General features: G+C 38.0%; 30 protein-coding genes. 5 read left to right on the forward strand and 25 right to left on the reverse strand.

The window, feature by feature from the left end; translation table 11 throughout:
- Nucleotides 1-480, forward strand: a 480-nt coding sequence (locus tag KI369_RS01595) for an ATP-dependent Clp protease proteolytic subunit (RefSeq protein ID WP_212954856.1), incomplete at its 5' end; no start/stop codon positions are given.
- Nucleotides 481-912: 432 nt separating this feature from the next.
- Here the strand turns inward: KI369_RS01595 and KI369_RS01600 are convergent.
- The 24 genes from KI369_RS01600 to KI369_RS01715 all read right to left on the reverse strand — a co-directional run bounded on the left by KI369_RS01600 (nt 913) and on the right by KI369_RS01715 (nt 22015).
- Nucleotides 913-1161, reverse strand: a complete 249-nt coding sequence (locus KI369_RS01600) for an HPr family phosphocarrier protein (protein ID WP_000250307.1) — start codon at nt 1159-1161, stop codon at nt 913-915.
- A 23-nt stretch (nt 1162-1184) separates the two neighbouring features.
- Nucleotides 1185-2135 carry a DNA-binding protein WhiA gene (gene whiA, locus KI369_RS01605; RefSeq protein ID WP_000006563.1) on the reverse strand — a complete coding sequence of 317 codons (951 nt, stop codon included), beginning with the start codon at nt 2133-2135 and terminating at the stop codon, nt 1185-1187.
- Between the two features lie 89 nt (nt 2136-2224).
- Nucleotides 2225-3178, reverse strand: a complete 954-nt coding sequence (locus KI369_RS01610) for a gluconeogenesis morphogenetic factor MgfK (RefSeq protein WP_144488534.1) — start codon at nt 3176-3178, stop codon at nt 2225-2227.
- Between the two features lie 3 nt (nt 3179-3181).
- Nucleotides 3182-4063, reverse strand: coding sequence for an RNase adapter RapZ (rapZ, locus tag KI369_RS01615; protein ID WP_000138462.1), 882 nt, complete (start codon nt 4061-4063; stop codon nt 3182-3184).
- Nucleotides 4064-4083: 20 nt separating this feature from the next.
- Complete coding sequence (locus tag KI369_RS01620; protein ID WP_001190080.1) at nt 4084-4542, reverse strand: NUDIX hydrolase; 459 nt, start codon at nt 4540-4542, stop codon at nt 4084-4086.
- Between the two features lie 228 nt (nt 4543-4770).
- Nucleotides 4771-5577, reverse strand: coding sequence for a DUF368 domain-containing protein (locus KI369_RS01625; RefSeq protein WP_000455196.1), 807 nt, complete (start codon nt 5575-5577; stop codon nt 4771-4773).
- A gap of 164 nt (nt 5578-5741) precedes the next feature.
- Nucleotides 5742-6698 carry a thioredoxin-disulfide reductase gene (gene trxB, locus KI369_RS01630; protein ID WP_212954857.1) on the reverse strand — a complete coding sequence of 319 codons (957 nt, stop codon included), beginning with the start codon at nt 6696-6698 and terminating at the stop codon, nt 5742-5744.
- An 85-nt stretch (nt 6699-6783) separates the two neighbouring features.
- Complete coding sequence (locus tag KI369_RS01635) at nt 6784-8295, reverse strand: tetratricopeptide repeat protein (RefSeq protein ID WP_212954858.1); 1512 nt, start codon at nt 8293-8295, stop codon at nt 6784-6786.
- A 145-nt stretch (nt 8296-8440) separates the two neighbouring features.
- A complete protein-coding gene (locus KI369_RS01640; protein ID WP_212954859.1) occupies nt 8441-8947 on the reverse strand; it encodes an acyltransferase in 507 nt (168 codons plus the stop codon).
- Between the two features lie 76 nt (nt 8948-9023).
- Entirely contained in the window at nt 9024-9674 is a 651-nt protein-coding gene (ppaX, locus tag KI369_RS01645) for a pyrophosphatase PpaX (RefSeq protein WP_212954860.1), read from the reverse strand.
- 67 nt (nt 9675-9741) lie between these two features.
- Nucleotides 9742-10554 (reverse strand): prolipoprotein diacylglyceryl transferase, encoded by an 813-nt coding sequence (gene lgt, locus KI369_RS01650; RefSeq protein ID WP_000924232.1) that lies wholly within the window; start codon nt 10552-10554, stop codon nt 9742-9744.
- 24 nt (nt 10555-10578) lie between these two features.
- Entirely contained in the window at nt 10579-11508 is a 930-nt protein-coding gene (gene hprK, locus KI369_RS01655) for an HPr(Ser) kinase/phosphatase (protein ID WP_001127251.1), read from the reverse strand.
- A gap of 156 nt (nt 11509-11664) precedes the next feature.
- Entirely contained in the window at nt 11665-12045 is a 381-nt protein-coding gene (locus KI369_RS01660) for a phage holin family protein (RefSeq protein ID WP_001267308.1), read from the reverse strand.
- Nucleotides 12046-12159: 114 nt separating this feature from the next.
- Nucleotides 12160-12609, reverse strand: a complete 450-nt coding sequence (locus KI369_RS01665; RefSeq protein WP_212954861.1) for a DUF4275 family protein — start codon at nt 12607-12609, stop codon at nt 12160-12162.
- Between the two features lie 59 nt (nt 12610-12668).
- A complete protein-coding gene (uvrA, locus tag KI369_RS01670) occupies nt 12669-15539 on the reverse strand; it encodes an excinuclease ABC subunit UvrA (RefSeq protein ID WP_212954904.1) in 2871 nt (956 codons plus the stop codon).
- 11 nt (nt 15540-15550) lie between these two features.
- Nucleotides 15551-17527 carry an excinuclease ABC subunit B gene (gene uvrB / locus KI369_RS01675; protein ID WP_061679311.1) on the reverse strand — a complete coding sequence of 659 codons (1977 nt, stop codon included), beginning with the start codon at nt 17525-17527 and terminating at the stop codon, nt 15551-15553.
- Nucleotides 17528-17805: 278 nt separating this feature from the next.
- Nucleotides 17806-18426 carry a hypothetical protein gene (locus tag KI369_RS01680; RefSeq protein WP_212954862.1) on the reverse strand — a complete coding sequence of 207 codons (621 nt, stop codon included), beginning with the start codon at nt 18424-18426 and terminating at the stop codon, nt 17806-17808.
- Nucleotides 18423-19184, reverse strand: coding sequence for a MerR family transcriptional regulator (locus tag KI369_RS01685; protein ID WP_212954863.1), 762 nt, complete (start codon nt 19182-19184; stop codon nt 18423-18425). The genes KI369_RS01680 and KI369_RS01685 overlap by 4 nt, the downstream gene beginning before the upstream one ends.
- Nucleotides 19185-19284: 100 nt before the next feature.
- Nucleotides 19285-19512 carry a hypothetical protein gene (locus KI369_RS01690; RefSeq protein WP_212954864.1) on the reverse strand — a complete coding sequence of 76 codons (228 nt, stop codon included), beginning with the start codon at nt 19510-19512 and terminating at the stop codon, nt 19285-19287.
- A 16-nt stretch (nt 19513-19528) separates the two neighbouring features.
- Nucleotides 19529-19921 (reverse strand): ATPase, encoded by a 393-nt coding sequence (locus tag KI369_RS01695; RefSeq protein WP_212954865.1) that lies wholly within the window; start codon nt 19919-19921, stop codon nt 19529-19531.
- Entirely contained in the window at nt 19918-20139 is a 222-nt protein-coding gene (locus tag KI369_RS01700) for a hypothetical protein (RefSeq protein ID WP_212954866.1), read from the reverse strand. The genes KI369_RS01695 and KI369_RS01700 overlap by 4 nt, the downstream gene beginning before the upstream one ends.
- A gap of 18 nt (nt 20140-20157) precedes the next feature.
- A complete protein-coding gene (locus KI369_RS01705) occupies nt 20158-20547 on the reverse strand; it encodes a hypothetical protein (RefSeq protein ID WP_212954867.1) in 390 nt (129 codons plus the stop codon).
- A gap of 11 nt (nt 20548-20558) precedes the next feature.
- On the reverse strand, nt 20559-20756 hold the full coding sequence (locus tag KI369_RS01710; RefSeq protein ID WP_074601745.1) for a helix-turn-helix transcriptional regulator: 198 nt from the start codon (nt 20754-20756) through the stop codon (nt 20559-20561).
- A 236-nt stretch (nt 20757-20992) separates the two neighbouring features.
- Entirely contained in the window at nt 20993-22015 is a 1023-nt protein-coding gene (locus KI369_RS01715; protein ID WP_212954868.1) for a YeiH family protein, read from the reverse strand.
- A 151-nt stretch (nt 22016-22166) separates the two neighbouring features.
- Between KI369_RS01715 and KI369_RS01720 the strand changes: the two genes are divergently transcribed.
- The 4 genes from KI369_RS01720 (at nt 22167) to abc-f (ending at nt 25931) form a co-directional block, all read left to right on the forward strand.
- On the forward strand, nt 22167-23060 hold the full coding sequence (locus KI369_RS01720; RefSeq protein WP_212954869.1) for a LysR family transcriptional regulator: 894 nt from the start codon (nt 22167-22169) through the stop codon (nt 23058-23060).
- Nucleotides 23061-23111: 51 nt separating this feature from the next.
- Entirely contained in the window at nt 23112-23480 is a 369-nt protein-coding gene (locus KI369_RS01725; protein WP_199695634.1) for a MerR family transcriptional regulator, read from the forward strand.
- A 4-nt stretch (nt 23481-23484) separates the two neighbouring features.
- Nucleotides 23485-24024, forward strand: a complete 540-nt coding sequence (locus tag KI369_RS01730; RefSeq protein ID WP_212954870.1) for a flavodoxin family protein — start codon at nt 23485-23487, stop codon at nt 24022-24024.
- Nucleotides 24025-24296: 272 nt separating this feature from the next.
- Entirely contained in the window at nt 24297-25931 is a 1635-nt protein-coding gene (abc-f, locus tag KI369_RS01735) for a ribosomal protection-like ABC-F family protein (RefSeq protein ID WP_212954871.1), read from the forward strand.
- Nucleotides 25932-26028: 97 nt separating this feature from the next.
- Here the strand turns inward: abc-f and KI369_RS01740 are convergent, their stop codons facing one another.
- A complete protein-coding gene (locus KI369_RS01740; RefSeq protein WP_000637523.1) occupies nt 26029-26340 on the reverse strand; it encodes a heavy metal-binding domain-containing protein in 312 nt (103 codons plus the stop codon).
- Nucleotides 26341-26366 lie beyond the last annotated feature (26 nt).

The following is a 26366-nucleotide window of genomic DNA, read 5'->3' on the forward strand; positions in this document are numbered from 1 at the left end:
GCAATTGATGACAACGTAGCTAACTCAATCGTTTCCCAGCTTTTATTCTTGGAATCTCAAGATCCAGAAAAAGATATTCACATCTACATCAACAGCCCTGGTGGTTCTATCACAGCAGGTATGGCAATTTACGATACAATGCAGTTTATTAAACCGCAAGTATCAACAATCTGTATCGGTATGGCGGCATCTATGGGTGCATTCTTACTAGCAGCAGGTGAAAAAGGAAAACGTTTCGCACTTCCAAACAGTGAAGTAATGATTCACCAACCACTTGGCGGAGCACAAGGTCAAGCGACTGAAATCGAAATCGCTGCAAAACGTATCCTATTCTTACGTGAAAAACTAAACCAAATTCTTGCTGACCGCACAGGTCAACCACTTGAAGTACTACAACGCGACACAGACCGCGACAACTTCATGACAGCAGAAAAAGCTTTAGAATACGGTTTAATCGATAAGATCTTTACAAATCGTTAATAACTAAAAGCGGAAGCGGCTCGTTTAGAATCGCAGGGCGATGGAGCCCCTGATTCCGAGGCGCTTTTTGCCTCGAATGAAGGGGCGAAGCGACCGGAGATTCTAGCCGCTGGAGCTAGATATAACTAAAAGCGGAAGCGGCTCGTTTAGAATCACAGGGCGATGGAGCCCCTGATTCCGAGGCGCTTTTTGCCTCGAATGTAAAAGCGAAACAACCGGAGATTCTAGCCGCTGAAGCTGGATAGATTTAAAGCGGAAGCGCCCTATTATAGGGCGCTTTTTTTATATCTAGGTCTTCGCACACGCATACCCCACCTAGTATCCAACTAAATATATCGACTTACCGACAATCCTCGACAAGCACGTACCGTCTACATCCCCACCGACAATCATCAACAAATAAAAAAACTATCGCACATGCGCGATAGTTTTTTACTGTACATATGCAGCTAACGCTTCTAAAGCTTCTTCTGCATCTGAACCTTCCGTTGTAATTGTTATCATGCTACCAGTTCCGATTGCTAAGCTCATAATCCCCATTATGCTCTTTGCATTCACTGTCTTTCCATCTTTCTCGATGAAGATATCCGCATGAAAGCGATTTGCCTCTTGTACAAACAACGCAGCCGGACGTGCTTGTAAACCGTTTTTTAATGAAACCTGAACTCTTTTTTGAACCACAGCTCCATTTCCCCTTTAACCTCTTATTTTTTTGCTACCGTTTCCCCCGCGCGTAATTTCTCTGCAATCTCATCGATTTTACGCAAACGATGATTAATACCCGATTTACTAATTTTCCCCCCGGATACCATCTCACCTAATTCTTTCAATGTTACATCTTGATAATCTCTTCGTAGTTGTGCAATTTCTCGTAGTTTATCTGGCAATATATCAAGACCGACCGTCTCATCAATATAGCGGATATTTTCAATCTGCCTTAGCGCTGCACCAATTGTTTTATTTAAATTAGCTGTTTCGCAGTTCACTAAACGATTTACTGAATTACGCATATCACGTACGATTCGAATGTCTTCAAATCTTAAAAGTGCATTATGAGCACCTATAATATTTAAAAACTCTGTAATTTTTTCTGCTTCTTTCAAATACGTAATGTACCCTTTTCTTCTTTCCAACGTCTTACTATTTAAATCAAATCCGTTCATCAGTTCACATATAGCATCATTATGTTCCTTATATAACGAAAAGATCTCTAAATGATAAGATGATGTTTCTGGGTTATTTACCGAACCACCTGCTAAAAATGCACCGCGTAAATACGATCGTTTACAACATTTCTTCTCAATCAATTCTTGTGATATATTTCGAATAAATGAAAAGTCGTCTCGAACAATATGAAGATCAGCTAATATTTCGCGAGACTTCTCAACAAGTCGCACAATATATACATTATTTTTCTTCAATCGCATTTTTTTACGAACAAGTAATTCTACCGTCACGTCATATCCTTTTTTCAAAAGCGTATAAATCCTTCTTGCAATTGCCGCATTCTCCGTTTGAATATCGATAGATAGACGACGATTTGAAAAAGAAAGCGAGCCGTTCATTCGAAGTAACGCTGATAATTCTGCTTTCTCACAGCATTCCTTCATCTCAAGATTCGTCAACTCTTTCTTTGTTTCTGATGCAAATGACACAGTCAACACCTCCTTATACGATTATTGTGGAACAAAAATCTTGTCCTATATGAAATGATGAGCGTTACCCCAAACGAGGCAACGCACATCTACAACAGTGAATATAAAATTGAAGCTAGCTTTAATGTATCGTGCCTTACAACACGATCATCATACTTCGCTAATTGATCTTGAATGACATCAATATTGTTTTCAGTAAAACGCTCTTCATCTACTACAACTGGTGCCGACATTTCTTCCTCATATAACTGACGTAATTCACAAGGAATATCACGGTTATTTACAATTGCAGTATCGATAAATGGCTTACCTAAATGATCATGTAACGCCTGCACATGGTCAAACGCAGTATATCCCATCGTTTCACCAGCTTGTGTCATAACATTACACACATATACCTTCTTCGCTTTTGCAGCAAGAACAGCGTCCCCAATTTTGTTAACAACTAAATTCGGTAATATACTCGTATACAAACTTCCTGGACCGAAAACAAGTAAATCAGCTCGCTTAATCTCAGCCAACGTTTCATGTAACGGCTCTACATCTTCTGGAGTTAAAAAGACACGGTTAATCTTCTTTCCGTAATACGGAATCTTTGATTCACCTGTTACAATTTCTCCATCTTCTAGTTCCGCATGAAGTACCGCGCTTTGGTTCGCTGCTGGTAACACACGTCCTCTGACGTTTAATACTTTACTCGTTTCCGTAATCGCGTGGAAAAAGTCTCCTGTAATCGAGGTCATACCCGCCAATAATAAATTTCCTAACGCATGACCTTTCAGCCCATCTCCTGTTGTGAAACGATGCTGAAATAAAGCTTCCACCAGCGGCTCTACATCTGATAACGCAACAAGTACGTTACGAATGTCACCTGGGGGTGGAATTTCTAGCTCATCACGTAATCTACCTGAACTACCACCATCATCAGCGATTGTAACAACTGCTGTAATATCAACCGGATATTGTTTTAATCCTCGCAATAAAACAGATAGTCCAGTGCCGCCTCCCATGATAACAATTTTAGGCTTTCTCTCTTTTTTCATCCCTTAATGGCCCTTTCTCTTCTCCACATCACGATGAGATACATGAACGCTATACTCTGGTTTCAAATGTTTCCCAAGGTATTCTGTAAGCGTAACAGAACGATGCTGTCCACCTGTACATCCAATTGCAATTACAAGTTGACTCTTGCCTTCTCTTTTATAATGAGGCAGCATGAAAGTAATAAGATCCGTCAATTTCTCTAAAAACTTATGTGTCTCATTAAATTTCAGCACATACGATGAAACTTCCTCATCTAGTCCTGTTAACGGCTTCATATGTGGAATGTAATATGGATTTGGTAAAAAACGAACATCAAATACTAAATCTGCATCAATTGGAATACCGTACTTAAATCCAAATGACATAACATTTACACGAAATGCTTGCTCGGTTTCAGTTGAAAACAGATGAACAATTTTTTCACGCAATTCTTTCGGTTTTAAATCTGATGTATCAAGCACAATATTCGCTCGCGCCTTCATATCAGTTAATAAGCTACGCTCCATTTCGATTCCCTTTAACGGCAAACCAGTTGGTGCAAGTGGATGCGAACGTCTCGTTTCTTTATAACGAGTTACAAGCGTGCCATCTTTCGCATCTAAGAATAAAATATGAGGAATAATCCATGTACGTTCTGATAAATCATCAAGTGCTCCCCATAAATGTTCGAAAAACTCTCGGCCACGTAAATCCACGCCAAGTGCTACTTTATTCATTTTTCCTTTTGAATCTGCCATAAGCTCAATAAACTTTGGCAATAACATCGGTGGTAAATTATCAACACAGAAATATCCTAAATCTTCAAAACTTTGTAAAGCTACTGTCTTTCCAGCTCCAGACATTCCTGTAATAATTACCATTTTTATATCATTATTCTCTGTCATCGTATCCTCTCCTTGACGGTTTAACTCGGATCTAATCGATATGAAAGCAACTCAAAATCTGGGGTATATACAAATGTACCGTAGATTATGCCATTTCCTTTAATTAAATAATCAATAATGTGATAATCTCCTGGTGCCATTGCTAGATCATCAATTTTATCAAATGTATGCCAACCAATGATGCCTTCTTCGCTCTCTAGTTTGTTTTCTCCTGCAAAATCTGTCGCTAAGAAGGAGAACATCATCCATTCAGAAACAACTTTATCACCTTCTTGGATGACAAAGGTGAAGACCCCCTTTAACGCTGGGTTCTTTAAATAAATACCTGTTTCTTCACGATACTCGCGAACAACGGAATCTCTTACAGTCTCACCACGCTCCATTTTCCCGCCTGGTGCAACCCACCAATTTCGGCGAGGTTTTTGGAGTAAGAGTACTTCATTATCTCTAATTAACACACAGTTTGTCACTCTTTGCATGTTTCTTCACCTCAGCTACTTGCAGTAAAATTCTCACTGCATACTCATTTCATTATACTATCAAAAACAGTTTGCTACAACGAAGGAGCCAGTCCTCTTTCGCTAAGCATATGCTACTCAACAATTTTAAAAAAGCTTTCTAGAACAAGCAATGTAAATGCTTAGATTTTCAATGAATAGCATGAAAAATCCCCTTAACGATTTTTATCGCCAAGGGGATTAAAGCCCTTATTTCTTACCGAAATAAGTAACAATCGCAAATCCTAAAATAAAGGTAATAATTGAACTTATAATTGAAAATCCTCCAGTTGGAATACCTGGGAATACAATTACAATCGAACCGATAACAAGTCCAATAATTGCCGCAAATGTCATACTTTTATAACGATCTAATAAGAAACTAATTCCTTTACTACTCACAACAAACCCTACCATAACACCAGCACCGATAACTACGATTAGAGGTAAGTTCAGTGTAGTTAAAGCATTAATTGCTGTCGGATACACACCAATAATTAATAGAATAAATGATCCGCTAATTCCAGGAAGCAACATAGCCATACTAGCCATCCATCCTGCGAAAAATAAACCAATTGCATTTAAAATTGTTAACGTCGTAATTGGATCTGCTGCCTTATCTGGTTTAAAGAAAGCTGTGATTGCAACAAGAATTGCTGCAACGATTAATAAAACAATGTGCTTACCTTTAAACGAAGACTTTGCATCAGCTTCTCTCATTAACATCGGTAATATACTAATAATTAAACCGAGGAAGAAAAATTGAGTCGGTTCATAATGATTTGCAAGTAAATATTTAATAACGTGGCTTAACGTTAAAAACGCTGCTGCCACACCAGCTGCAAGGGGAATTAAAAATCCTAGATGTTTTTTCCATTCACGACTAAAGAATCCACTAATTGCCGCAAGTAATTGTTCATAAATCCCTAACACAACAGCGATTGTACCGCCGCTCACACCAGGAATTAAATCACTAACGCCCATACAAAATCCACGATATATATTACGCCATTCCATACTGAATAAATTCCTCATTTCTTATAGTGATTTTTTCCGTAAAGTCTAGTATATCAATAAGAAAGCTTATAATCCTAATATTTTTTGACAAAACTTTGACATTTTCACAAAAAAAAGAAGAAAGCGACTATCTGTAGCTTTCTTCTCAAAAGGTATGTTATCCCTTATTTTTCTGATACAGTTTTTAATTCTTCTAATAATTCTTCTACGTAATGTTGTGCACTTTGTGCTGCGATACTACCATCGCCTGTTGCAGTTACAATTTGACGTAGCATTTTTTCACGAACATCACCAGCTGCGAAAATACCTGGAACTTTCGTTTCCATACGCTCGTTTGTTTCAAGGTAACCATTTTCATTTGTAATACCTAGTTCAACAAATGGTTTTGATAATGGTAACATACCGATGTATACGAATACGCCGTCAGTTTTGACTTCTTTCTCTTCTCCACTGTTTACGTCTACAAGTGTTACACTTCCTACTTTACCATTTGCATCGTTAATTTCTTTAATAGTGTGATTCCAAATGAAGTCTACTTTCTCGTTTTGGAAAGCGCGATCTTGTAAAATTTTCTGTGCACGAAGCGTGTCACGACGGTGAACGATTGTTACCTTTGATGCGAAGCGTGTTAAGAACACACCCTCTTCAACAGCAGAATCTCCGCCGCCAATAACTACAAGTTCTTTTCCTTTAAAGAATGCTCCGTCACATACTGCACAATATGATACACCACGGCCGCCAAGTTCAGCTTCGCCTGGCACACCAATTTTTTTATATTCTGCACCGCTTGCAACGATAATTGCACGTGCTTTATATTCTTTTTTACCAGCAATAATTGTTTTGTATTCTTTACCATCGATGATTTCTTTCACATCACCGTATGCATATTCAGCACCAAATTTCTTCGCATGCTCGAACATTTTATTTGATAAGTCGGGTCCTAAAATAGACTCATAACCTGGGTAGTTTTCTACATCTTCCGTGTTTGCCATTTGGCCACCTGGGATACCACGCTCAAGCATTAATGTGCTTAAATTCGCACGAGATGTATATACTGCAGCTGTCATACCAGCTGGTCCTGCACCAATAATAATGACATCATAAATTTTTTCTTCTGACACACCATTCACTCCTATTCATTCCTACACAATTAAGTTACCCTCATTATACTGTTAGCATCATTTTTTTCCCAATGATTTGCTTATCTTATGTGTGCGTACGTTTCACAGCCTGCACATACTTTCGAACAGTCGCTACAGATACATTATATACATCTCCGAGCTCCGACTGTGTCATCTTATTTCCTTGTTCACTGCGTACGATATATTCAATCGCCGCTGACCAGCCGTATACATTTGTAAAAGCTGCCCCAGATGTATATAAACGGATGAACGTACAAAACCAAAATTGTAAACACTCTTCGATTAATTCATCATCTTTTTTCGTATAATTGTATAAGGCATCCGCGATTCGCGCACACTGTTCAAACTGTTGTAACTCAGCTGGAATGCTCTTATGGCTATTCAGTAAAAAGAAATACTTTGCAAGTTGCGATACGATTGGAACACCGTTCTTCGCCTGCGTTACATCAAAGAAGAATCCCACCTTCTCTGGCGTGGACAATTCATTCATTAAATATAAAGCTAGCATTTGTTCCTCTAGCGTTCCACTTTGCTGAAACGATTTTCGTAATTCCTCAAATAACACGTTTTGTCCTTCATCCGCTAAATTCAGCGCATTCCACGGTTCTTTTCCCTTTTTATCAGGGTGCAATTCTACAACATGTTGCCACATTTTTTCAGCTACTTGCTGATCTTTCACCATATAAGCAGAATATGCAAACCAATAATAAAAACTAACGTCTCCCTCGTATCCTTGACGCTTTAATACTTTAAACCATTTATATGCATGCTCGAAATGACCAATTGTTGCAAGTGTCGTTCCAAGTTTTAAACGATGTTCGAATGAAATTGGATATACTGCAACTAACTGCGCAGCTAACGCTTCTACTTGTTTATGCTCTCCAATTGAATATAGGAAAATAAGCGTATTACAAAGCGCATGGATATTACCAGGATTTTTCTCTAAAATCATTTCCGTTAACTTCAGCGCCTTATCTACATTACCAGATTGAAAATGTGCAATGGCTAAATTATTATGACCCGACCAAAATTCCGGATAATCTTTCGTAACAATTTCTAATGTAGCAATTGCTTCTTCCAATTGTCCGTTACGAATATAACGATTTGCTTCTTCCTGCATAACAATTAAATCATCTTCATCCTCAATCTCTTCCGCACCCATCGCTTCTTCTTCCATAATTTCAAGTAATTCCAATGTATCTTCTACGAATTCCTTCTCTTCTGCAACTTCTAAATAACGCTCCGCATACTTCTTCGCCTGCTGAAATAGTCCCATATATGCATAATTATTTGCAATAAAATAATAACACTGTTCAAGTTCTGGATTAGATCTAACAAGCTTAAAGAAGGTTTGATTCGACTCTTGATATTCACCAGCCTCAGATAATACTGTTGCTAATTGACATAAAATAAACGGCTCCTTCTCACTTTGTGCCGCTCTTCGAAAATATTTAATTGCATCTTGCAATTTCTGCCCTTTGTAAGCCCTCATCCCTTTTTTATAAAAGAAGTCCGCTAATTGATTAAAAGAGATAACTTGTCCGTTCTCCTTATATATTCCTTGATTTTTCCCCATATATCCTCCAGTTTTTTGTTTTCTTCGTTCACACATTCTTCTATCTATAAGTATAAACGATTCCGTAAAAAACAAAACAGTATATTATACTCAATTATTTCCTTTTTATTCATTAAAAAAGAAGAGAAATGTTACATTTTTAGTATCAAACTTCTTTAGCATCCATTTCTTCTTTCGTATAAATAACACGCATTGGATTTCCACCCACGAAAGCACCACTTGGGACATCCCTATGAACAAGTGTGCCAGCTGAAACAATCGCGCCATCTCCAATTTTCACACCTGGTAATATCGTTGTATTCGCTCCAATCATCACTTCATTTCCTATGACAATCTCTCCAAGTCGATATTCGCGAATTAAATATTCATGTGCTAAAAGCGTTGTATTATAGCCGATAATCGAATTCTCTCCCACAGTTATCTTTTCTGGGAACATAATGTCCGGCATTACCATAAGCGCGAACGATGTTTTCTTTCCGACTTTCATCCGTAAAAATGTGCGGTACAACCAATTCTTAACGGATAAAAATGGTGTATAACGAGCAATCTGGATAATAATAAAGTTCTTCATTACCTTCCAAAAGGACACTGTTTTATACACATTCCATAATGAATTTTCTCCCGAAACAGGATAGCGTGTTGTCCGTCGCACTTTGCTCGCTCCTCTACTAAAAAGTGAAACTGTAAGTTAGTAGAGAAATATCTCCCCTACTAACTTACTTGGACCTTTATGAACGGTTCATATTAGACAAAATTGGTAGCAAATCACTCATTTTATCTAGCATAAAGTCCGGCTTGTAAGCCTCTAAATACGCTCTACCTTTCAGTGTCCATGAAACAGCAGCTGTTTTCGTACCCGCATTTTGTCCGCCAACAACATCATGATGATTATCCCCAACCATCAATGCTTCTTCCGGTTTCGCATTTAATAACTGGAGCGCTTTTTGAAGTGGCTCTGGATGTGGTTTCACATGCTCTACATCATCAATTGTCACGACAACATCAAAAAATTCATCAAGCTTTGACAACTTTAATCCCATTTCAACAGTTTGTCTCGCTTTCGTTGTAACAATCCCAACTTTATAGCCTTGCTTCTTCAGCTCTTGAACTGTTTCATATACAGTTTCATATTCTTCTACTAATTCATCATGATGATCATGGTTAAATTGACGATAACATGTGATCATCTCTTCAACCTTGTCTTCATCAATCTTGCTGAAAGTGTCATGTAAAGACGGACCGATGAATGGTAATACATCTTCACGTTTATATTGATCTGGATAATATGTATGTAACACATGTAAAAAAGAAGAAATAATAAGTTCGTTTGTATTAATTAGAGTTCCATCTAAATCAAATAACACTGTATTTATTCTCATTGCCTTAGTCCTTTCTCTTTCCTGAATATGAAAGAAGCAGCATCTCATAATAAGATGCTACTTTTCTCTAATTTTCCAAATATCTTTTATCAGCTTGCCCCATTTTTCGTCTCACAATAATGAAAATAATAGAAATAACAACAAGTCCAATTGACATTACTTGTGCGATGCGAAGTGGTCCTAGCATTAAACTATCTGTACGTAAGCCTTCTACGAAGAAGCGCCCTACTGAATACCAAATTAAATATGTGAAGAATAGTTCCCCGCGGCGTAAGTTCACTTTTCGTAATGCAAGTAATAAAATGACACCTGCAAAATTCCATAATGATTCATATAAAAACGTCGGATGATAGTACACACCATCAATATACATTTGATTAATAATGAAATCCGGTAAATGAAGGCCTTCTAAAAACTGTCTCGTTACTTCATCACCATGTGCCTCTTGGTTCATAAAGTTTCCCCATCGGCCAATTGCTTGTCCTAGTAAAATACTTGGCGCAGCAATATCAGCCAACTTCCAGAATGAAACCCCGCGGCGTTTCGCAAAAAGAATACCTGTAATAACAGCCCCAATTAAACCACCATGAATCGCCAAGCCACCTTGACGAATATTAATAATTTGACTCGGGTTTTGCGCGTAATATTCCCATTCAAAAATAACATAGTACATTCTCGCAAATAGAATAGCGATCGGTACTGCAATTAATACAAGGTCAACAAATGTATCTTTTGGAATACCTAGCCTTTCTCCCTCGCGAGTTGCTAGCCAAAGACCTAATAGCACACCTGTCCCGATAATAATCCCGTACCAATAAACAGGAAACGGCCCGAGTTGGATCGCTACGCGGTCAAGCTGTGGCACAGAACCTAACAGCATATGTATGACCTCCCTCTCCAATGTTTACTCCTGATTCCCTAACTCAATCGCACTCATTAATCGTTCAGAGAACTGTTGTGCTGCATTGACTCCCATACGTTTTAAACGGAAGTTCATCGCTGCCACTTCAATAATAACAGCCAAGTTTCGACCAGGACGAACTGGAAGTGTAATCTTCGTAAGTTCTGTATCAATAATTTTCATCTTCTCTTCATCAAGACCTAAGCGATCGTAATTTTTCTTTTGATCCCAAATTTCAAGATTAATAACAAGTGTAATACGCTTATAATTTCGCACTGCCCCTGCACCGAATAACGTCATAACGTTAATGATACCTAGACCACGAATTTCTAATAAATGCTCAATTAAATCTGGTGAGCTTCCTACTAATGTGTCTTCATCTTCTTGGCGAATTTCTACGCTATCATCCGCAACAAGGCGGTGACCACGTTTCACAAGTTCAAGAGCTGTCTCACTTTTACCGACACCACTTTGACCTGTAATTAAAACACCAACACCGTAAATATCTACTAAGACACCATGTACAGCTGTTGTTGGCGCTAACTTACCTTCTAAATAATTTGTTAAACGACTTGATAATCTTGTTGTCGTTTGAGAAGAACGTAATAAAGGCATACCCGATTCACGTGACGCTTGCAGTAACTCATCTGGTACATCTTGATTACGAGTTATAATAATACATGGCGTCTCCTCAGTACAAAGCGCTTTCATTCTCTCTTGTTTTTGCTCTGTCGTTAGCGTGTCAAAGAACGTAAGCTCCGTCTTTCCAAGAAGCTGTACGCGATCAGCTGGATAATATGTAAAAAATCCTGCCATTTCAATTCCAGGTCGTGATAAATCACTTGTATCAATCGGACGATGAATTCCTTCTTCACCACTTATTAACTCCAATTGAAATTGTTCAATTAAATCTTTTGTCCTTACTTTCGGCATATGTATAAACCTCCACTCCGCTGCGGGTTCAGTCTCATTTGATGTAAAATTCCATTCTACCGGATATTGTACCATTTTTTTCTGGAAACAAGAAATACGGTTTCTAATAAATAGAAAAAAACATTTCATACACATCATGAAATGTTTTTCTTTTTGTCATTTTCTCTTTTTTTCATATAAAGGTTCCACAATTGCCTTTTCAATAATCATATTAAAAATAGAAATACAAATTGCCGCAACGATTGCTACACCAAACCCTGATATATTAAATGCATCCCCTAATAATGAATCTGCTATTTTTAACGTAATTGCATTAATAACGATTAAGAAGAACCCGAAAGTTACAACAGTAATCGGTAGCGTAATTAAAATTAAAAACGGTTTTACAAACACATTTAAAACGGCCAAGATAATACTCGCAATAATTGCAGTTTGTATATTCGCTACATAAAAAGCGTCTGGTGCAATCCCTTTTAAAAGTCCCGATACAGCGATTAACACAACGCTATTTACAAGAAGTGATACAATCCATCTCATTTTCTTACACATCCTTTTGACATATATATTTCATCATACGCTAATAGATTATAAACGCAAGTATCACGCAAACACTTATATCAACTTATTCTACTCTTCCTGCTTGTATACCTACTAACACTTCTTTGCGAAATAAGGCCCACACCATCTATGCTCATGCGTTTTTACAAAAGTCCAAGTGAAATCTTTATCTACAATATAGATATCACCTTTATACATATCATCTGTTTCACTTAATATATCATCCATAATTAATAAACTCGCATCTTTTATTAGCAATACATCATCATAGTGTTGATAGAAGATATAGCAATCCTTTTTCACTTCATTATGAAACGCGTTCTCCGCTTCTTCTCCCTCTAAACACTTCTTTCTCTCATAACTAAATATGTGCCATAGATACCCACATGCATACTTATCACCATACAGAAAGATGTCTTCCTTTTCCTCATTACTTAAATGGTTTGCAAAATGATTCTCCCAGCGCTTCCGAAAATATATGCCCCACTTTTGAAACTCTCTTACCTTCATATTTTTCTTTCTTAAAACATCTACAAACTCCATTTTCTCCCCCTATGAACTAAAAACCGAGTGTCATTTCCACTCGGTTTTTAATAATACCCTTATTGAGATAGCTCTACTTCTTTTATTTTCTCTTTCATTCTTGCTTTATCACGATTTAAAATTTCTTTTAAATACTTACCTGTATACGAACGCTCTTCTTTCACTACTTGCTCTGGCGTTCCGGAAGCAACGATTTGTCCACCTTTGTCTCCGCCCTCTGGTCCAAGGTCAACGATATAGTCGGCTGTTTTAATTACATCTAAATTATGTTCAATTACAAGTACCGTCTCACCACTCTCAACAAGACGTTGCAGCACTTCTAGAAGACGTGCGATATCATGTGCATGTAAACCAGTCGTTGGCTCGTCTAAAATGTATAGCGTACGTCCTGTAGAACGACGGTGTAACTCAGAAGCTAGCTTCACACGCTGCGCTTCTCCTCCAGATAACGTCGTAGCTGGCTGTCCTAATTTCATATAACCAAGCCCTACATCTACAAGCGTTTGAAGTTTACGCTTAATTTTTGGGATATTAGCGAAGAATTCTACTCCATCTTCAATTGTCATCCCTAACACTTCAGAAATGTTTTTATCTTTATATTTCACTTCTAACGTTTCACGGTTGTAACGTTTACCGTGACAAACTTCACACGGAACGTATACATCTGGTAAGAAGTGCATTTCGATTTTAATAATTCCATCACCACGGCACGCTTCACAACGTCCACCTTTTACATTAAAGCTGAAACGTCCTTTTTGATATCCGCGCACTTTCGCTTCATTCGTTTGTGCAAACACATCACGGATATCATCGAATACACCTGTATACGTCGCTGGATTAGAACGTGGTGTACGACCGATTGGCGATTGATCAATATCGATTACTTTATCTAAATGCTCAAGACCTTTAATCTCTTTATGCGTACCTGGCTTCGCTTTTGCTTTATATAATTTTTGGGCTAACGATTTATATAGTACTTCATTAATCATCGTACTTTTACCGGAACCAGATACACCCGTTACCGCTACAAACGTACCAAGTGGGAATGACATCTTCGCATTCTTTAAGTTATTCTCTTTTGCACCGACAATTTCCACTTTACGTCCGTCACCTTTACGTCTTTCAAGTGGAACCGGAATAAACTCTTTACCGCTTAAATACTTACCTGTTAGCGAATTCTCATCTTGCATCACTTCAGCTGGCGTACCTGCTGATACAACTTGACCACCGTGAATACCTGCACCAGGCCCGATATCAAGTAAATAATCAGCAGCCATCATCGTGTCTTCATCATGTTCAACGACAATTAGCGTATTTCCTAAATCACGCATTTCTTGCAATGTGCGAATAAGACGGTCATTATCGCGCTGATGCAAACCGATAGAAGGCTCATCAAGAATATAAAGTACGCCAGTAAGGCGAGAACCGATTTGCGTTGCTAAACGAATACGCTGCGCCTCACCACCTGATAAAGTTCCTGCGGCACGACTTAACGTTAAATAATCTAAACCGACGTTTACTAAGAACCCAACGCGCTCTTGAATTTCTCTTAAAATTAAATGAGCAATTTTTTGTTGTTTCTCCGTTAGCTCTACATTTGAGAAGAATTCCTGTACTTCTTGAACAGAATACTTCGTTACGTCAGCAATCGTTTTATCACCAACGAAAACAGCTAAACTCTCAGGCTTTAAGCGTCCACCTTTACACTTCGGACAAGCTTGCTCTGCCATATATTTCTCCATTTGCTCGCGAACATAATCAGAACTCGTTTCACGATAACGACGTTCGATATTTGGAATAACACCTTCAAATAAAATCTCATTTTCCTTTACTTGACCAAATTCATTTACATAGCGGAAATAAACTTTCTCTTCACCGCTTCCGTACAACACTTTATCAAATAAATCTTTCGGTATATTTTTCACAGGCACATCCATATCAATGCCGTAATGATTACATACAGATTGTAAAAGCTGCGGATAATATTGTGAGCTTGTCGGTTCCCAAGGAGCAATTGCATGTTCATTTAATGATAAATCCCAGTTCGGAATAACGAGTTCTAAATCTACCTCTAACTTTGAACCAAGTCCATCACAAGAAGGGCATGCCCCGAATGGACTGTTGAATGAAAACATGCGCGGCTCTAATTCTCCAATTGAAAAACCACAATGCGGACAAGCATGATGTTCACTAAATAGAAGTTCCTCTTCTCCCATTACATCGATTAACACTCGGCCTCCGCCAAGCTTTAATGCACTTTCAAGTGAATCCGCCAGACGGCTTGCGATTCCTTCTTTTACAACAATACGGTCAATTACAACTTCAATTGAATGCTTTTTGTTTTTATCTAACGCAATATCTTCAGACACATCCAGCATTTCACCATCAACACGTACACGAACATATCCTTGCTTCTTAATATCTTCAAGCACTTTCACATGTGCACCTTTACGCCCAGAAACGATAGGAGCTAACACTTGTAATTTCGTACGCTCGGGATATTCAAGTACACGGTCTACCATCTGCTCTACTGTTTGTGATGTAATTTCAATACCATGATTCGGACAAATTGGCGTACCAATTCGCGCAAATAATAGACGTAAATAATCATAAATCTCCGTTACCGTCCCGACAGTTGAACGTGGATTACGACTCGTTGTTTTTTGATCGATTGAAATCGCTGGTGACAATCCTTCAATCGTATCTACATCCGGCTTATCCATTTGTCCTAAAAACTGACGCGCATACGCAGATAACGATTCTACGTATCTGCGCTGCCCTTCTGCATAAATCGTATCAAACGCTAATGATGATTTCCCTGAACCAGACAATCCCGTCACAACAACAAGCTGATTTCTCGGAATGGTTACATCAATATTTTTTAAGTTATGTGCTCTAGCACCTTTTACAACAATAAAATCCTTGCTCATGCTCACTCTGTTCACCCTTCCGCTTTTAATTCTAATAGTAAATCTCTCAATTCAGCTGCACGCTCGAAATCTAACGCTTTTGCTGCTTCTTTCATCTCTGCTTCCATCTTCGCAATTGTCTTTTCACGCTCTTTTTTCGTCATCTTCTTAGCTGGTGCTGCTTCATATGTTTCTGGTTCTTCAGCAGCTGTCGTTGCACGGATAACATCACGCACACCTTTTTGAATCGTTTTCGGCGTAATACCATGCTCTTTATTGTAAGCTTCTTGTATAGTACGACGACGCTGCGTTTCTTCAATCGCAATTCCCATTGATCTTGTTATACGATCTGCGTACATAATTACGCGGCCATTTTCATTACGCGCTGCACGACCAATTGTTTGAATTAATGAACGCTCTGAGCGCAAGAACCCTTCCTTATCAGCATCTAAAATAGCTACAAGCGATACTTCTGGAATATCTAATCCTTCTCGTAATAAGTTAATACCGACAAGTACATCAAACTTACCAAGGCGAAGGTCACGGATAATTTCAATACGTTCTAACGTTTTAATTTCAGAGTGAAGATAGTTCACTTTAATTCCTACATCTTTTAAGTAATCTGTTAAATCCTCTGACATCTTCTTCGTTAAAGTCGTAATTAATACACGTTCATTTTTTGCAATACGATCTTGAATTTCTCCTAATAAATCATCAATTTGACCTTCAATTGGACGTATATCAATTGGTGGATCTAAAAGCCCTGTTGGACGAATAATTTGTTCTATTACTTCTGGTGACTGCTCTAATTCGTACGGTCCTGGCGTTGCTGAAACGTAAATAACTTGATTCGTTTTCTCTTCAAACTCATCAAACGTAAGCGGTCTATTATCTAAAGCTGATGGCAAACGGAATCCATGATCCACAAGTACTTGCTTACGTGCTTGGTCCCCGTTATACATCGCCCTTACTTGTGGCACGGATACGTGTGACTCATCCATAACGATTAAGAAATCTTCTGGGAAATAGTCTAATAACGTATATGGCGTCGCACCCGCCGGACGAAGTGTTAAATGACGGGAATAGTTTTCAATCCCTGAACAAAATCCCATCTCGCGCATCATTTCTAAATCATAACGTGTACGTTGCTCTATACGCTGCGCTTCTAACAACTTGCCATTATCATTTAATTCCTTTAAACGCTCTTCTAATTCTTTTTCGATATTTTCAATAGCGACCTTCATTTTTTCCTCACGTGTAACGAAGTGAGATGCTGGGAAGATTGCTACATGATCACGTTCTGCTAATACTTCACCTGTTAACGCATTTACTTCGCGAATACGATCAATTTCATCGCCGAAAAACTCAATTCGAATACAATGCTCATCAAGTGATGCTGGGAAGATTTCAACTACATCTCCGCGCACACGGAATGTACCACGCTTGAAATCAATATCATTACGTCCATACTGCACATCAACAAGTTCACGAAGCAATTGATTGCGGTCCTTTTCCATACCAACTCGAAGTGAAACAACTAACTCGCGGTATTCTTCTGGAGAACCTAAACCATATATACACGAAACACTCGCAACAATAATTACATCATCCCGTTCAAATAATGCAGATGTTGCTGAGTGACGCAATTTATCGATTTCATCATTAATCTGCGCATCTTTTTCAATAAACGTATCTGTTTGCGGCACATACGCTTCTGGCTGATAATAATCGTAATAACTAACAAAATATTCAACTGCATTATTCGGAAAAAAATCTTTCAACTCACTATATAACTGTCCTGCTAACGTTTTATTGTGAGCCATGACAAGTGTTGGCTTTTGCACTTCTTTAATGACATTTGAAATCGTAAATGTCTTACCCGTTCCTGTCGCTCCAAGCAACACTTGCTTTTTCTTCCCGCTATTAATTCCCTCTACAAGCTTCTCTATAGCTACCGGCTGATCACCTTGCGGGGAATACGCTGAGATAATTTCAAATTGATGTTCCAAACAAAACCGACCTCCTCGTAAAAAATCTGTATTCCCATTTTACCACGAATGCCCATAAAAAAACCAAGAAAACGAACAGATATTCGGTAAAATTTTCGACAATATATACATAGAAAAAGGAAGGAGTAAAAACTTCCTTCCTTATCAAATCTTCTTCCGCATGAACAAACAGTAAGCACCACACTGATTAAGATTCCACTTCATTTAAAATCAGCTCTTTTCCCTACTGTCATCCTCCCCTATACAAACTATTGATATACTAAAAAAGCTACTTTCCTCTACGAAAGTAGCTTCTCTTTTCCTTTCTCCTTCTTCGGAAAAAGAACATATGAAAATGAAATAACTGTATCCACTAAAAGTATAATCGCCCAAACTTGGCTAACTCGACTAGCTGATTTATTTAAAACAATTCCCGTTTCTAACCAATTATGCCATTGTTCAACCGGGGCAAGACCGTACAGAAAGAAAAAGAAAATATGCACAACAACAAACAAACTAAGGTGCAATACCCAATTTTTCATTTCCTGCTTCGCATAAGCCATACCTGTTAATTCTACCTGTTCTTCGATAATAGGTGCTGGTTCATTCCGCCATTTCGCAACTAGCTTTTGCGCAAATATATCAAGCTTCTTCAAATCCTTTTTCCCGTAGAAAACTGCATACAATAAAATAATTACCGTAATGATTTGAAAGTTAGAAAACTTTCCTGTTTGATAATAGTCCACTACCCCTAATGTTAAAATAAACACTTCATTTACGAGTAGCACCATTCCGATAATAAAGCTCGCCTTCTTCAAACGGAATCCGTAACGGAGTAAAAAGAAACCGATAGCCGATAACCAAAATACAATCTCTGCCCCAATTAAAAAATACCAACGATATTCTGCGAGTATACTCATTTATCCCTCTCCTTTTCATCATATATACGAAAAGCTTCATCCATATATAATAAAAGTTCTTCTTCAATTGGATACATGCTCATTTTCTGTGAATCTTCCTTCGATTTTCTAACTTCCCATAACTTATCTAAAAACGCTTCGTCACCATTGGCCATTTCTAAACACTTCTGCATTAATCTCTTCGTTGCCCCTTGTACCTCATCAATAGTTACTTCTTTACCGTCTTTCATGAAAGTACGGAATTGCTTTAATAAATCCACCCATTCTAAAACATTCGGATCTTCTTCACTCATATTTGGCAAGTTATGCAGCAATTTTTGTTCTTTCTTTGAAAATACTTCATTTTGAAATATTTCACGTATACGAGAAGACTGTTTCGAAAGCTGAATCAGTTCAAACATAACTTTCCAATCAAGTTCTCCCTCCACATCTACCGAATAAACAACCGCTTGTAAAACACGCTCCATTCGATTAAACTTCTTTTGCTCTTCTTGTACAAATCGAAGTTGTTTTTCAAGCGAATCCTTTAAATTAAGCTCACCTTTTATTAACATATTCGCAGACTCTTTTAACGAAAATCCCATTTCCTTTAAAAATAAAATTTGTTGCAGCCGTATTACGTCAGCTTCACTATATAAACGATGCCCACCTTCTGTTTTCCCGCTCGGCTTTAATAAATCTATTTGATCATAATAACGTAATGTACGTACTGTTACCCCTGTTTCTTTCGTCAATTGTTGTATTGAAATCACTACCATCACCTCTTCCCCTTCATTATAAAAGATGACGTTACGTAACTTTCAAGTCTTTTGTAAAAAAAATACAAAAAGCTGTTTATACTCTTCGTATAAACAGCTTTTACGGAAATAATCCTTTTTGTACAGCGCGCCCACAACATAAAATAAGTGCTCCAACAACAACACTCGTTGCTGTTTTATGATAATGAGCTGAAACTAATAAATAATATGATAAACCTACAGTACCAAGCATAATACAAATGCTCGGCACTGGATTACGCGGGAAGTTCTGCATTCCCCAAAACAAAGCAAAAATAGCCGTAGCGACACATAATACCGGTAATCCCATCCCAGTTCCCCTTTTTCTATCTATTCCTTGTTGCTAACACACTCGTCGATGCCATACTTATTAATAAACCAAAAATAGCAATATATAATAACTCATTTACATGTACTGCTTGCCTATCTAAATACTTATTTACACAAAGATACATAATGAACAAGAAAACGAAGCTTGTCATACTAATCGTAAAATATGACTTCATCTTGTTCACAACTCGCTCATCAATCGACGGTACTCCCTCTTCTTTCAAACGCTTCTGTTCTTTATATTCTGAAACCCCATATAAAATAACTAGCGCTACATTCGATATGAAAATAGTTCCCCACGAAATACTTAACATTATTAAACTCGCATTTAAAATAAGACCTGCTAAAAATAAACTTCCTATAAACCTCATAACATCTTGCTTACTCATACATGATCAACCTCTTTTTGATTTCTATATTTCCATTTCGGCCAATAGTTCACAAGAAAATACACCCACTGCCCTAGTACAAATAAAACAAAAGGCATGCCAGCATTTCCGTAAACAATTAAATTGTACAAACTCCATACCGCTAAACTAATTGCTAAAAATACTCCTACATATTTAAACGCTTTATCCGACTGAAATCTCTCAAACTCATCTTGCATCTTTCATTCCTCCTATCGCTATGCTCGTTTTCCTATCATGGCTCCTATGATGAGACTACCCGCAAATAAGGAACTACATATCATAAATATTTCTTGTACTGGTATAACAGCTCTGCCTATTGCTTTACTCGCAACAATATAAACAATAAGCAATAGAAACGCGAATACAAATGAGATATTTACATATTTTTTTATATTTTCATTTACTCGTTCATCTATATCTGGAAGTTCTTCTTTTTTGTACTTACGCTTTTTGTAATACGTATACACTATCAAAAATACAATTGCTAAAACGTTACTCACTACGAGCGGTAAAATTGGTATAGCCGGATTCATAATATGAACTACAATGTCTCCCAAAAACAATCCAATAGTCGCACCAATCAATAACTTTTTAGTATCTTCCATTTTTTCTCCCCTTACTCTAGCGTAAATATTTCCTCCACCTTCACCCCAAAATATTTGGCGATTTTTAGGGATAACTCTAGACTCGGGTTATAATGATGGTTTTCAATCGCCACAATCGTCTGCCGTGTCACCTGCATCGCCTTTGCCATTTCAACTTGCGTTATATGATGTTGCTTTCTTAACTCTTTTATTATATTTTTCACACCCATAGGCTCCACCTTCGAAAGTAAAGATATCTTTACTTAAATTATAAATATTTTCCAGTTTCAAGTAAAGATATCTTTACAAATTTTAGAAAAACACTTCACTGAACATCTCCTCTAACCAAGTACAAGAGTAATTCAATTTATATCAGCGATTTTTTACATATATCGACATCCGTAGTACTATAATCATAAGAAAAAAGCTGTCCCAAAATATCTTTTGGAACAGCTTTTTCGTCCTACTACATAAATCCTAATACATATACAAGAACGTATCCAAGAATAGAAAGGCAAACCGAGCCGATTAGCCCTGCCACAAATGCTTTACTTCCCAGCTTACGGAACGTTTTAAACTCTACATTTAAACCAAGCCCCGCCATCGCCATTGCGATAAGCATATAAGCAAGAACAACAATGTATCCCGCAACAACTTCTGGGATAACCCCGAGTGAATGCACGGCACTCATTGCTAAAAATCCGAAGATGAACCATGGTATTGGAAGGTCGCGCCATGATCTTTTTTCCTCGCTACCTTCACTCTTACCAAACCATAATCCAATTAAAATCGCTACTGGCACAAGCATTGCAACGCGCGTTAACTTCACGATAACTGCGATATCTACAGCCGTGCTTCCCCCTGGCGCCGCAGCTGCGATGACATGAGCGATTTCATGCAGCGTCGCCCCTGAGAACACTCCGTATCCATATGGAGATAGGCCAAGCACCGGATACAATAACGTATAAATAAGTGTAAATATTGTACCTAAAATAGCAATAATCGCGGCACCAACTGCCGTTTCATCATCCTTCGCTTTCACTTGCGGCGCAATTGCCACGACCGCAGCCGCGCCGCAAATTGCTGTCCCGCATGCTGTTAAAATTCCAAGCTTCTTCTCTACTTTAAATACTTTCGTTAGTCCATATACAACGAAAATCGTAAATGTAATAACAACCGCAGCGATAACCAATACTTTCGGCCCTGCCTTCGCAATATCAACAAGATTTAACCGCATTCCGAGTAAGATGATCCCAAAACGCAGCAACTTCTTACTCGCAAAGTTCGTCCCTGCAATCGCATCTTGCGGAATTCCAATTGCCGCACGCCAAACCATCCCAATTAGAATAGCAATTACTAATTGTCCCATAATATTTAAAAACGGAAGCTCTGCTAAATATTTCGCGGCAATTGCGATTAATAGTGTAATCCCAATTCCTTGCGAAAATCCAAAGCCCTTCTTCTTTTGTATAACAAGTGTTTGTTCCACTTTGAACCACTCCAATAATCGTATTGGAACATGCATGTTCTTTCTACTTACATTATAAGAGAGTTTCTATAATAAGTTTAATATCAATATTGAATCTCTATCATCAAAAATACTTATGATAAGATGATAGAAAAGGAAAGGAGCCCATTGCATGAACGTAGACATTTTAAAAATATTTGTTACTGTCGTTGAACAGAAACACTTCTCCCGTGCAGCAGAATTATTAAACCTTTCACAACCTGGCGTAAGTATGCATATACGCAACTTAGAAAACGAATTTGGCACCACTCTTATTCAGCGCTCCCCAAAGCACGTTCAAGTGACGGAGGCTGGAAACATACTATATATACATGCAAAGCAAATGCTCTCTCTTTACGAAGATGCTAAGCAAGAAATTAATGAACTACATAACGTTGTAACAGGAACTCTTCGCATCGGTGCTAGTTTTACAATTGGCGAATACTTACTTCCAAAAATACTGGCTAACTATGCGAATGAAAATCCACACGTCGAAGTTCATACTTTTATCTCAAATACAGAAGACGTTTTGCAAAGCCTTCGCTCTAATCAAATTGATATCGGCTTAGTGGAAGGGCAAGTCGTATACGCCGACGTTGATGTTGAAACATTTATGCAAGATGAAATGAAGCTCGTCGTTCCGCCAAATCATCCACTACTCCGCACAAATAAAATAAATGAAAGCACACTCCAAGATCAAGTATGGGTATTAAGAGAAAGTGGTTCTGGTACACGCGCTTATAGTGACCGCTTTATTCATCAACACCATTTGAAAATGAAACGATTCTTTACATTTAGTAGTATCCAAAGCGTAAAGGAAGCAGTTAGTGCCGGGCTTGGCATCGCTATCCTTTCTGATTGGACTGTACGAAAAGAGCTACTGGCAAGAGAGCTATTCCACGTCGAAGTTCCAAATGAACAACTCATCCGTCCATTCTCCATCGTGCGTGGCAAATACTTTATTCCGTCTAAAGCTATTCAAGTGTTTTTAAATCATGTAGATTCTTTTGCGAAAAAACAGAGTTGACCTTCACATTAGTGTGAAGGTTTACAATACATGTAAAGGGAGTGAAACGCATTGCGAATTGGAGAGTTATCAAAAGAAACCGGGGTTAGCGAAAGATCACTAAGACATTATGAAGAAAAGGGTTTACTCCCTTCGAAGCGCCTCGCAAATGGCTACCGTGATTTTGATGAAAGTGCCATCGAAAAAGTAGAACTTATTCAAATGTACTTACAAATCGGCTTAAATTTAGAAGAGACGGCAAGGATGCTGCGTTGCCTTGAAATTGAACCACACCTGTACGAAAATCCATGTAGCAGTATTCTGGCACTTTACGAAGATAAACTTAATGAAGTAACAAAACAAATCTCATTACTTTCCAGCATTCAAACGAATTTGCAAAAACACGTTTCACTCCTACAACAAGCTAAAGAAAAGGAATGATTACATGTTTGTTATACACGGCAGTTCAAGACAAAACGGAAATACAGAAGCTTTAACACATATGATGATTGAAGGAATTGAAACGGAACAAATTTACTTGCGTGATCATACGGTCCATCCTATTACAGACCAACGTCATGATGCAGAAGGATTCCAGTCTGTAAACGATGACTATCAACATTTAATTGAACGCATGCTAGAGCACGACACAATTATCTTTGCTACACCGCTATACTGGTACGGAATGAGCGGCCATATGAAAAACTTCGTTGATCGCTGGTCACAAAGCTTACGCGATACATCACTTCATTTCAAAGAGAAAATGAAAGGTAAAAAAATGTACGTTGTCATCGTTGGCGGAGATAATCCAAAACTGAAAGCATTACCGCTTATCACTCAGTTTCAATACATCTTTGATTTTGTTGGTTCGTCATTTGAAGGGTATGTTATTGGGGATGCGAATGGCCTAGATGAAATCCAAAATGATGCAGAGGCGCTAGCGAAGGCACAATTGTATAATAATAAATTCAAAAATAGTAAATAGAAATAAGTTTGACAAATCATTTTGTATGCGCATACAATAAAAGTAATATTATGAAAGGAAGGTACTTTGACCAATGAAGTTCTAATTCTCTTATTTATTTCATCCATCACAAATAGTGAACAAAAATGATGAAAACTAGCAGAGGATTAGTCTGTCCATTTGTCGATACTTTCTTTCGAAACGATCATGTAAAAAAATCGTTTATTTATGTACGATTTTTTACATGTAAGGGCGACGTTTATCCTCTCTAGTGAAACTAGGGAGGTTTTTTTATGACTATTTTATTCGCACGTAATATTGAAATGAGCTTTGGTGATCGCACTCTATTTACGTTACCGTCACTGGAAATTCAAGCAAATGATCGTATAGGAATTGTCGGAGTCAACGGAGCTGGAAAATCTACGTTATTACAAATATTAAGTAAAGAAATAGAGGCTGATAAAGGCACAGTAACTCATCATAGCTCTATCAGCATCATCCCTCAAATTAGCGAGGAATTACCGGAGACCGCTTCTTCTCTCGCAAAAGGAAAATGGAATATTTCAAACGTCTCAAATTCAATGAGCGGTGGTGAACGAATGCGTCTAAAGATTGCCCACGCTCTCGAACAGAATGCAGGCATTCTATTCGCCGATGAACCAACAAGCCACTTAGATATGATCGGTACAGAGCAATTAGAAAAAACACTTTTATCTTATAAAGGGGCTCTTGTTTTAATATCGCACGATCGTGATTTTTTAAATAATATATGTACAAAAATTATTGAAATTGAAAACGGCATGATTCAAGAGTATAAAGGAAACTATTCCAACTATCGAAAGCAAAAAGAACGTGAACGAATACAAAAACAAGCAGAGTATGAGCAATATATACAAGAAAAAAATCGTTTAGAGCAATCAATTTCACAAAAAAAGCAACGTGCTTCTAGCATGACAAAAATCCCAACTCGGTTCAGTTCATCTGAATCTAAACTGTATAAGTTAAGCGGAGCTCATGGGCAAGAACAAGTTAGCAAAGCAGCGAAATCATTAGAAACACGTCTCGAAAAACTAGAAAAGAAAGAAAAACCAAAGGATTTTTCTCAGGCTCAGTTTGACGTGCAATATCATACACCCATTCATAGTAAAGTGGCAGTACAGTTCAATAAAGCAGCGAAAAAGATAGGTGACCGCACACTATTTAAAAATATGAATGGAACTATTGGTCCTGGTGCAAAACTTGCTATTTTAGGTGCAAACGGAAGCGGCAAAACAACTTTGTTCAACATGCTCCTCTCAAACGAGCGTGGCATGCAACTATCGAAAAGTTGTAAAATTGGATACTTCGAACAAACATTATCAATTTTACAAACAGATAAAACCATTTTAGAAAACGTTCTAGAAGAAACAAACTATACAGAAGCATTCGTTCGCACAATACTTGCAAGACTCCTATTTCGCCGTGAAGATGTTCATAAACCTGTGCACGTTCTAAGCGGCGGCGAGCGAATGAAGGTCGCACTCGCAAAAGTATTTTTAGGAAACTATAATATGCTTCTGCTCGACGAACCGACAAACTATTTAGACTTAGCAACGCAAGAAGAATTAGAAAACATGTTACAAGAATACCCTGGCACAGTGCTTTTCATTAACCATGATCGTGCCTTTATTCGCTCTGTTGCAGACCATATTCTACAAGTGGATGAGAGTGAACCAAGAGTATTCCACGGTAATTACGAGCAATACACAAAAAGAACAACCGGGGATTCTGTAAACGTTACTGAACAAGAATTATTACGATTACAAACAAAATTAACAGAAATCATCGGCCGAATTTCCATACGAAACCATCACGATGACATCACATCTCTCGAACAAGAATACGAAACATTATTAGTTCAAATCCAGAAGTGTAAGGGAGCCCTCTAATGTCTTCCCTATATATCGACAAGGCCTTCCGCATTTCCCAAGAAATATTGGAACTTCGACATAACAAAAAAGCCGTGCACCAGCACGGCTTTTTACTTTATATACGAACAGCAGTCCCGCTGACCGCAACCATTAACATCCCTTCACGAACTACTTCGTAATCCACATCGATACCAACAATTGCATTCGCATTTTTTTGTCTTGCGAAAGTTTTCATCTCTTCCATTGCAATGTCGCGCGCTTCTTTTAATTTACTTTCATAAGCACCTGCACGACCACCGACTACGTCACGGACAGAGGCGAAAAGGTCACGAACGATATTCGCGCCCATAATCGCTTCTCCATTCACGATATCGATATACTCGATAATTTCTTTTCCTTGAATTGTAGACGTTGTTGTTACAATCATACTTTATAGCCTCCCATATGTGATTT

Source organism: Bacillus sanguinis, assembly GCF_018332475.1.
GTDB lineage: Bacteria > Bacillota > Bacilli > Bacillales > Bacillaceae_G > Bacillus_A > Bacillus_A sanguinis.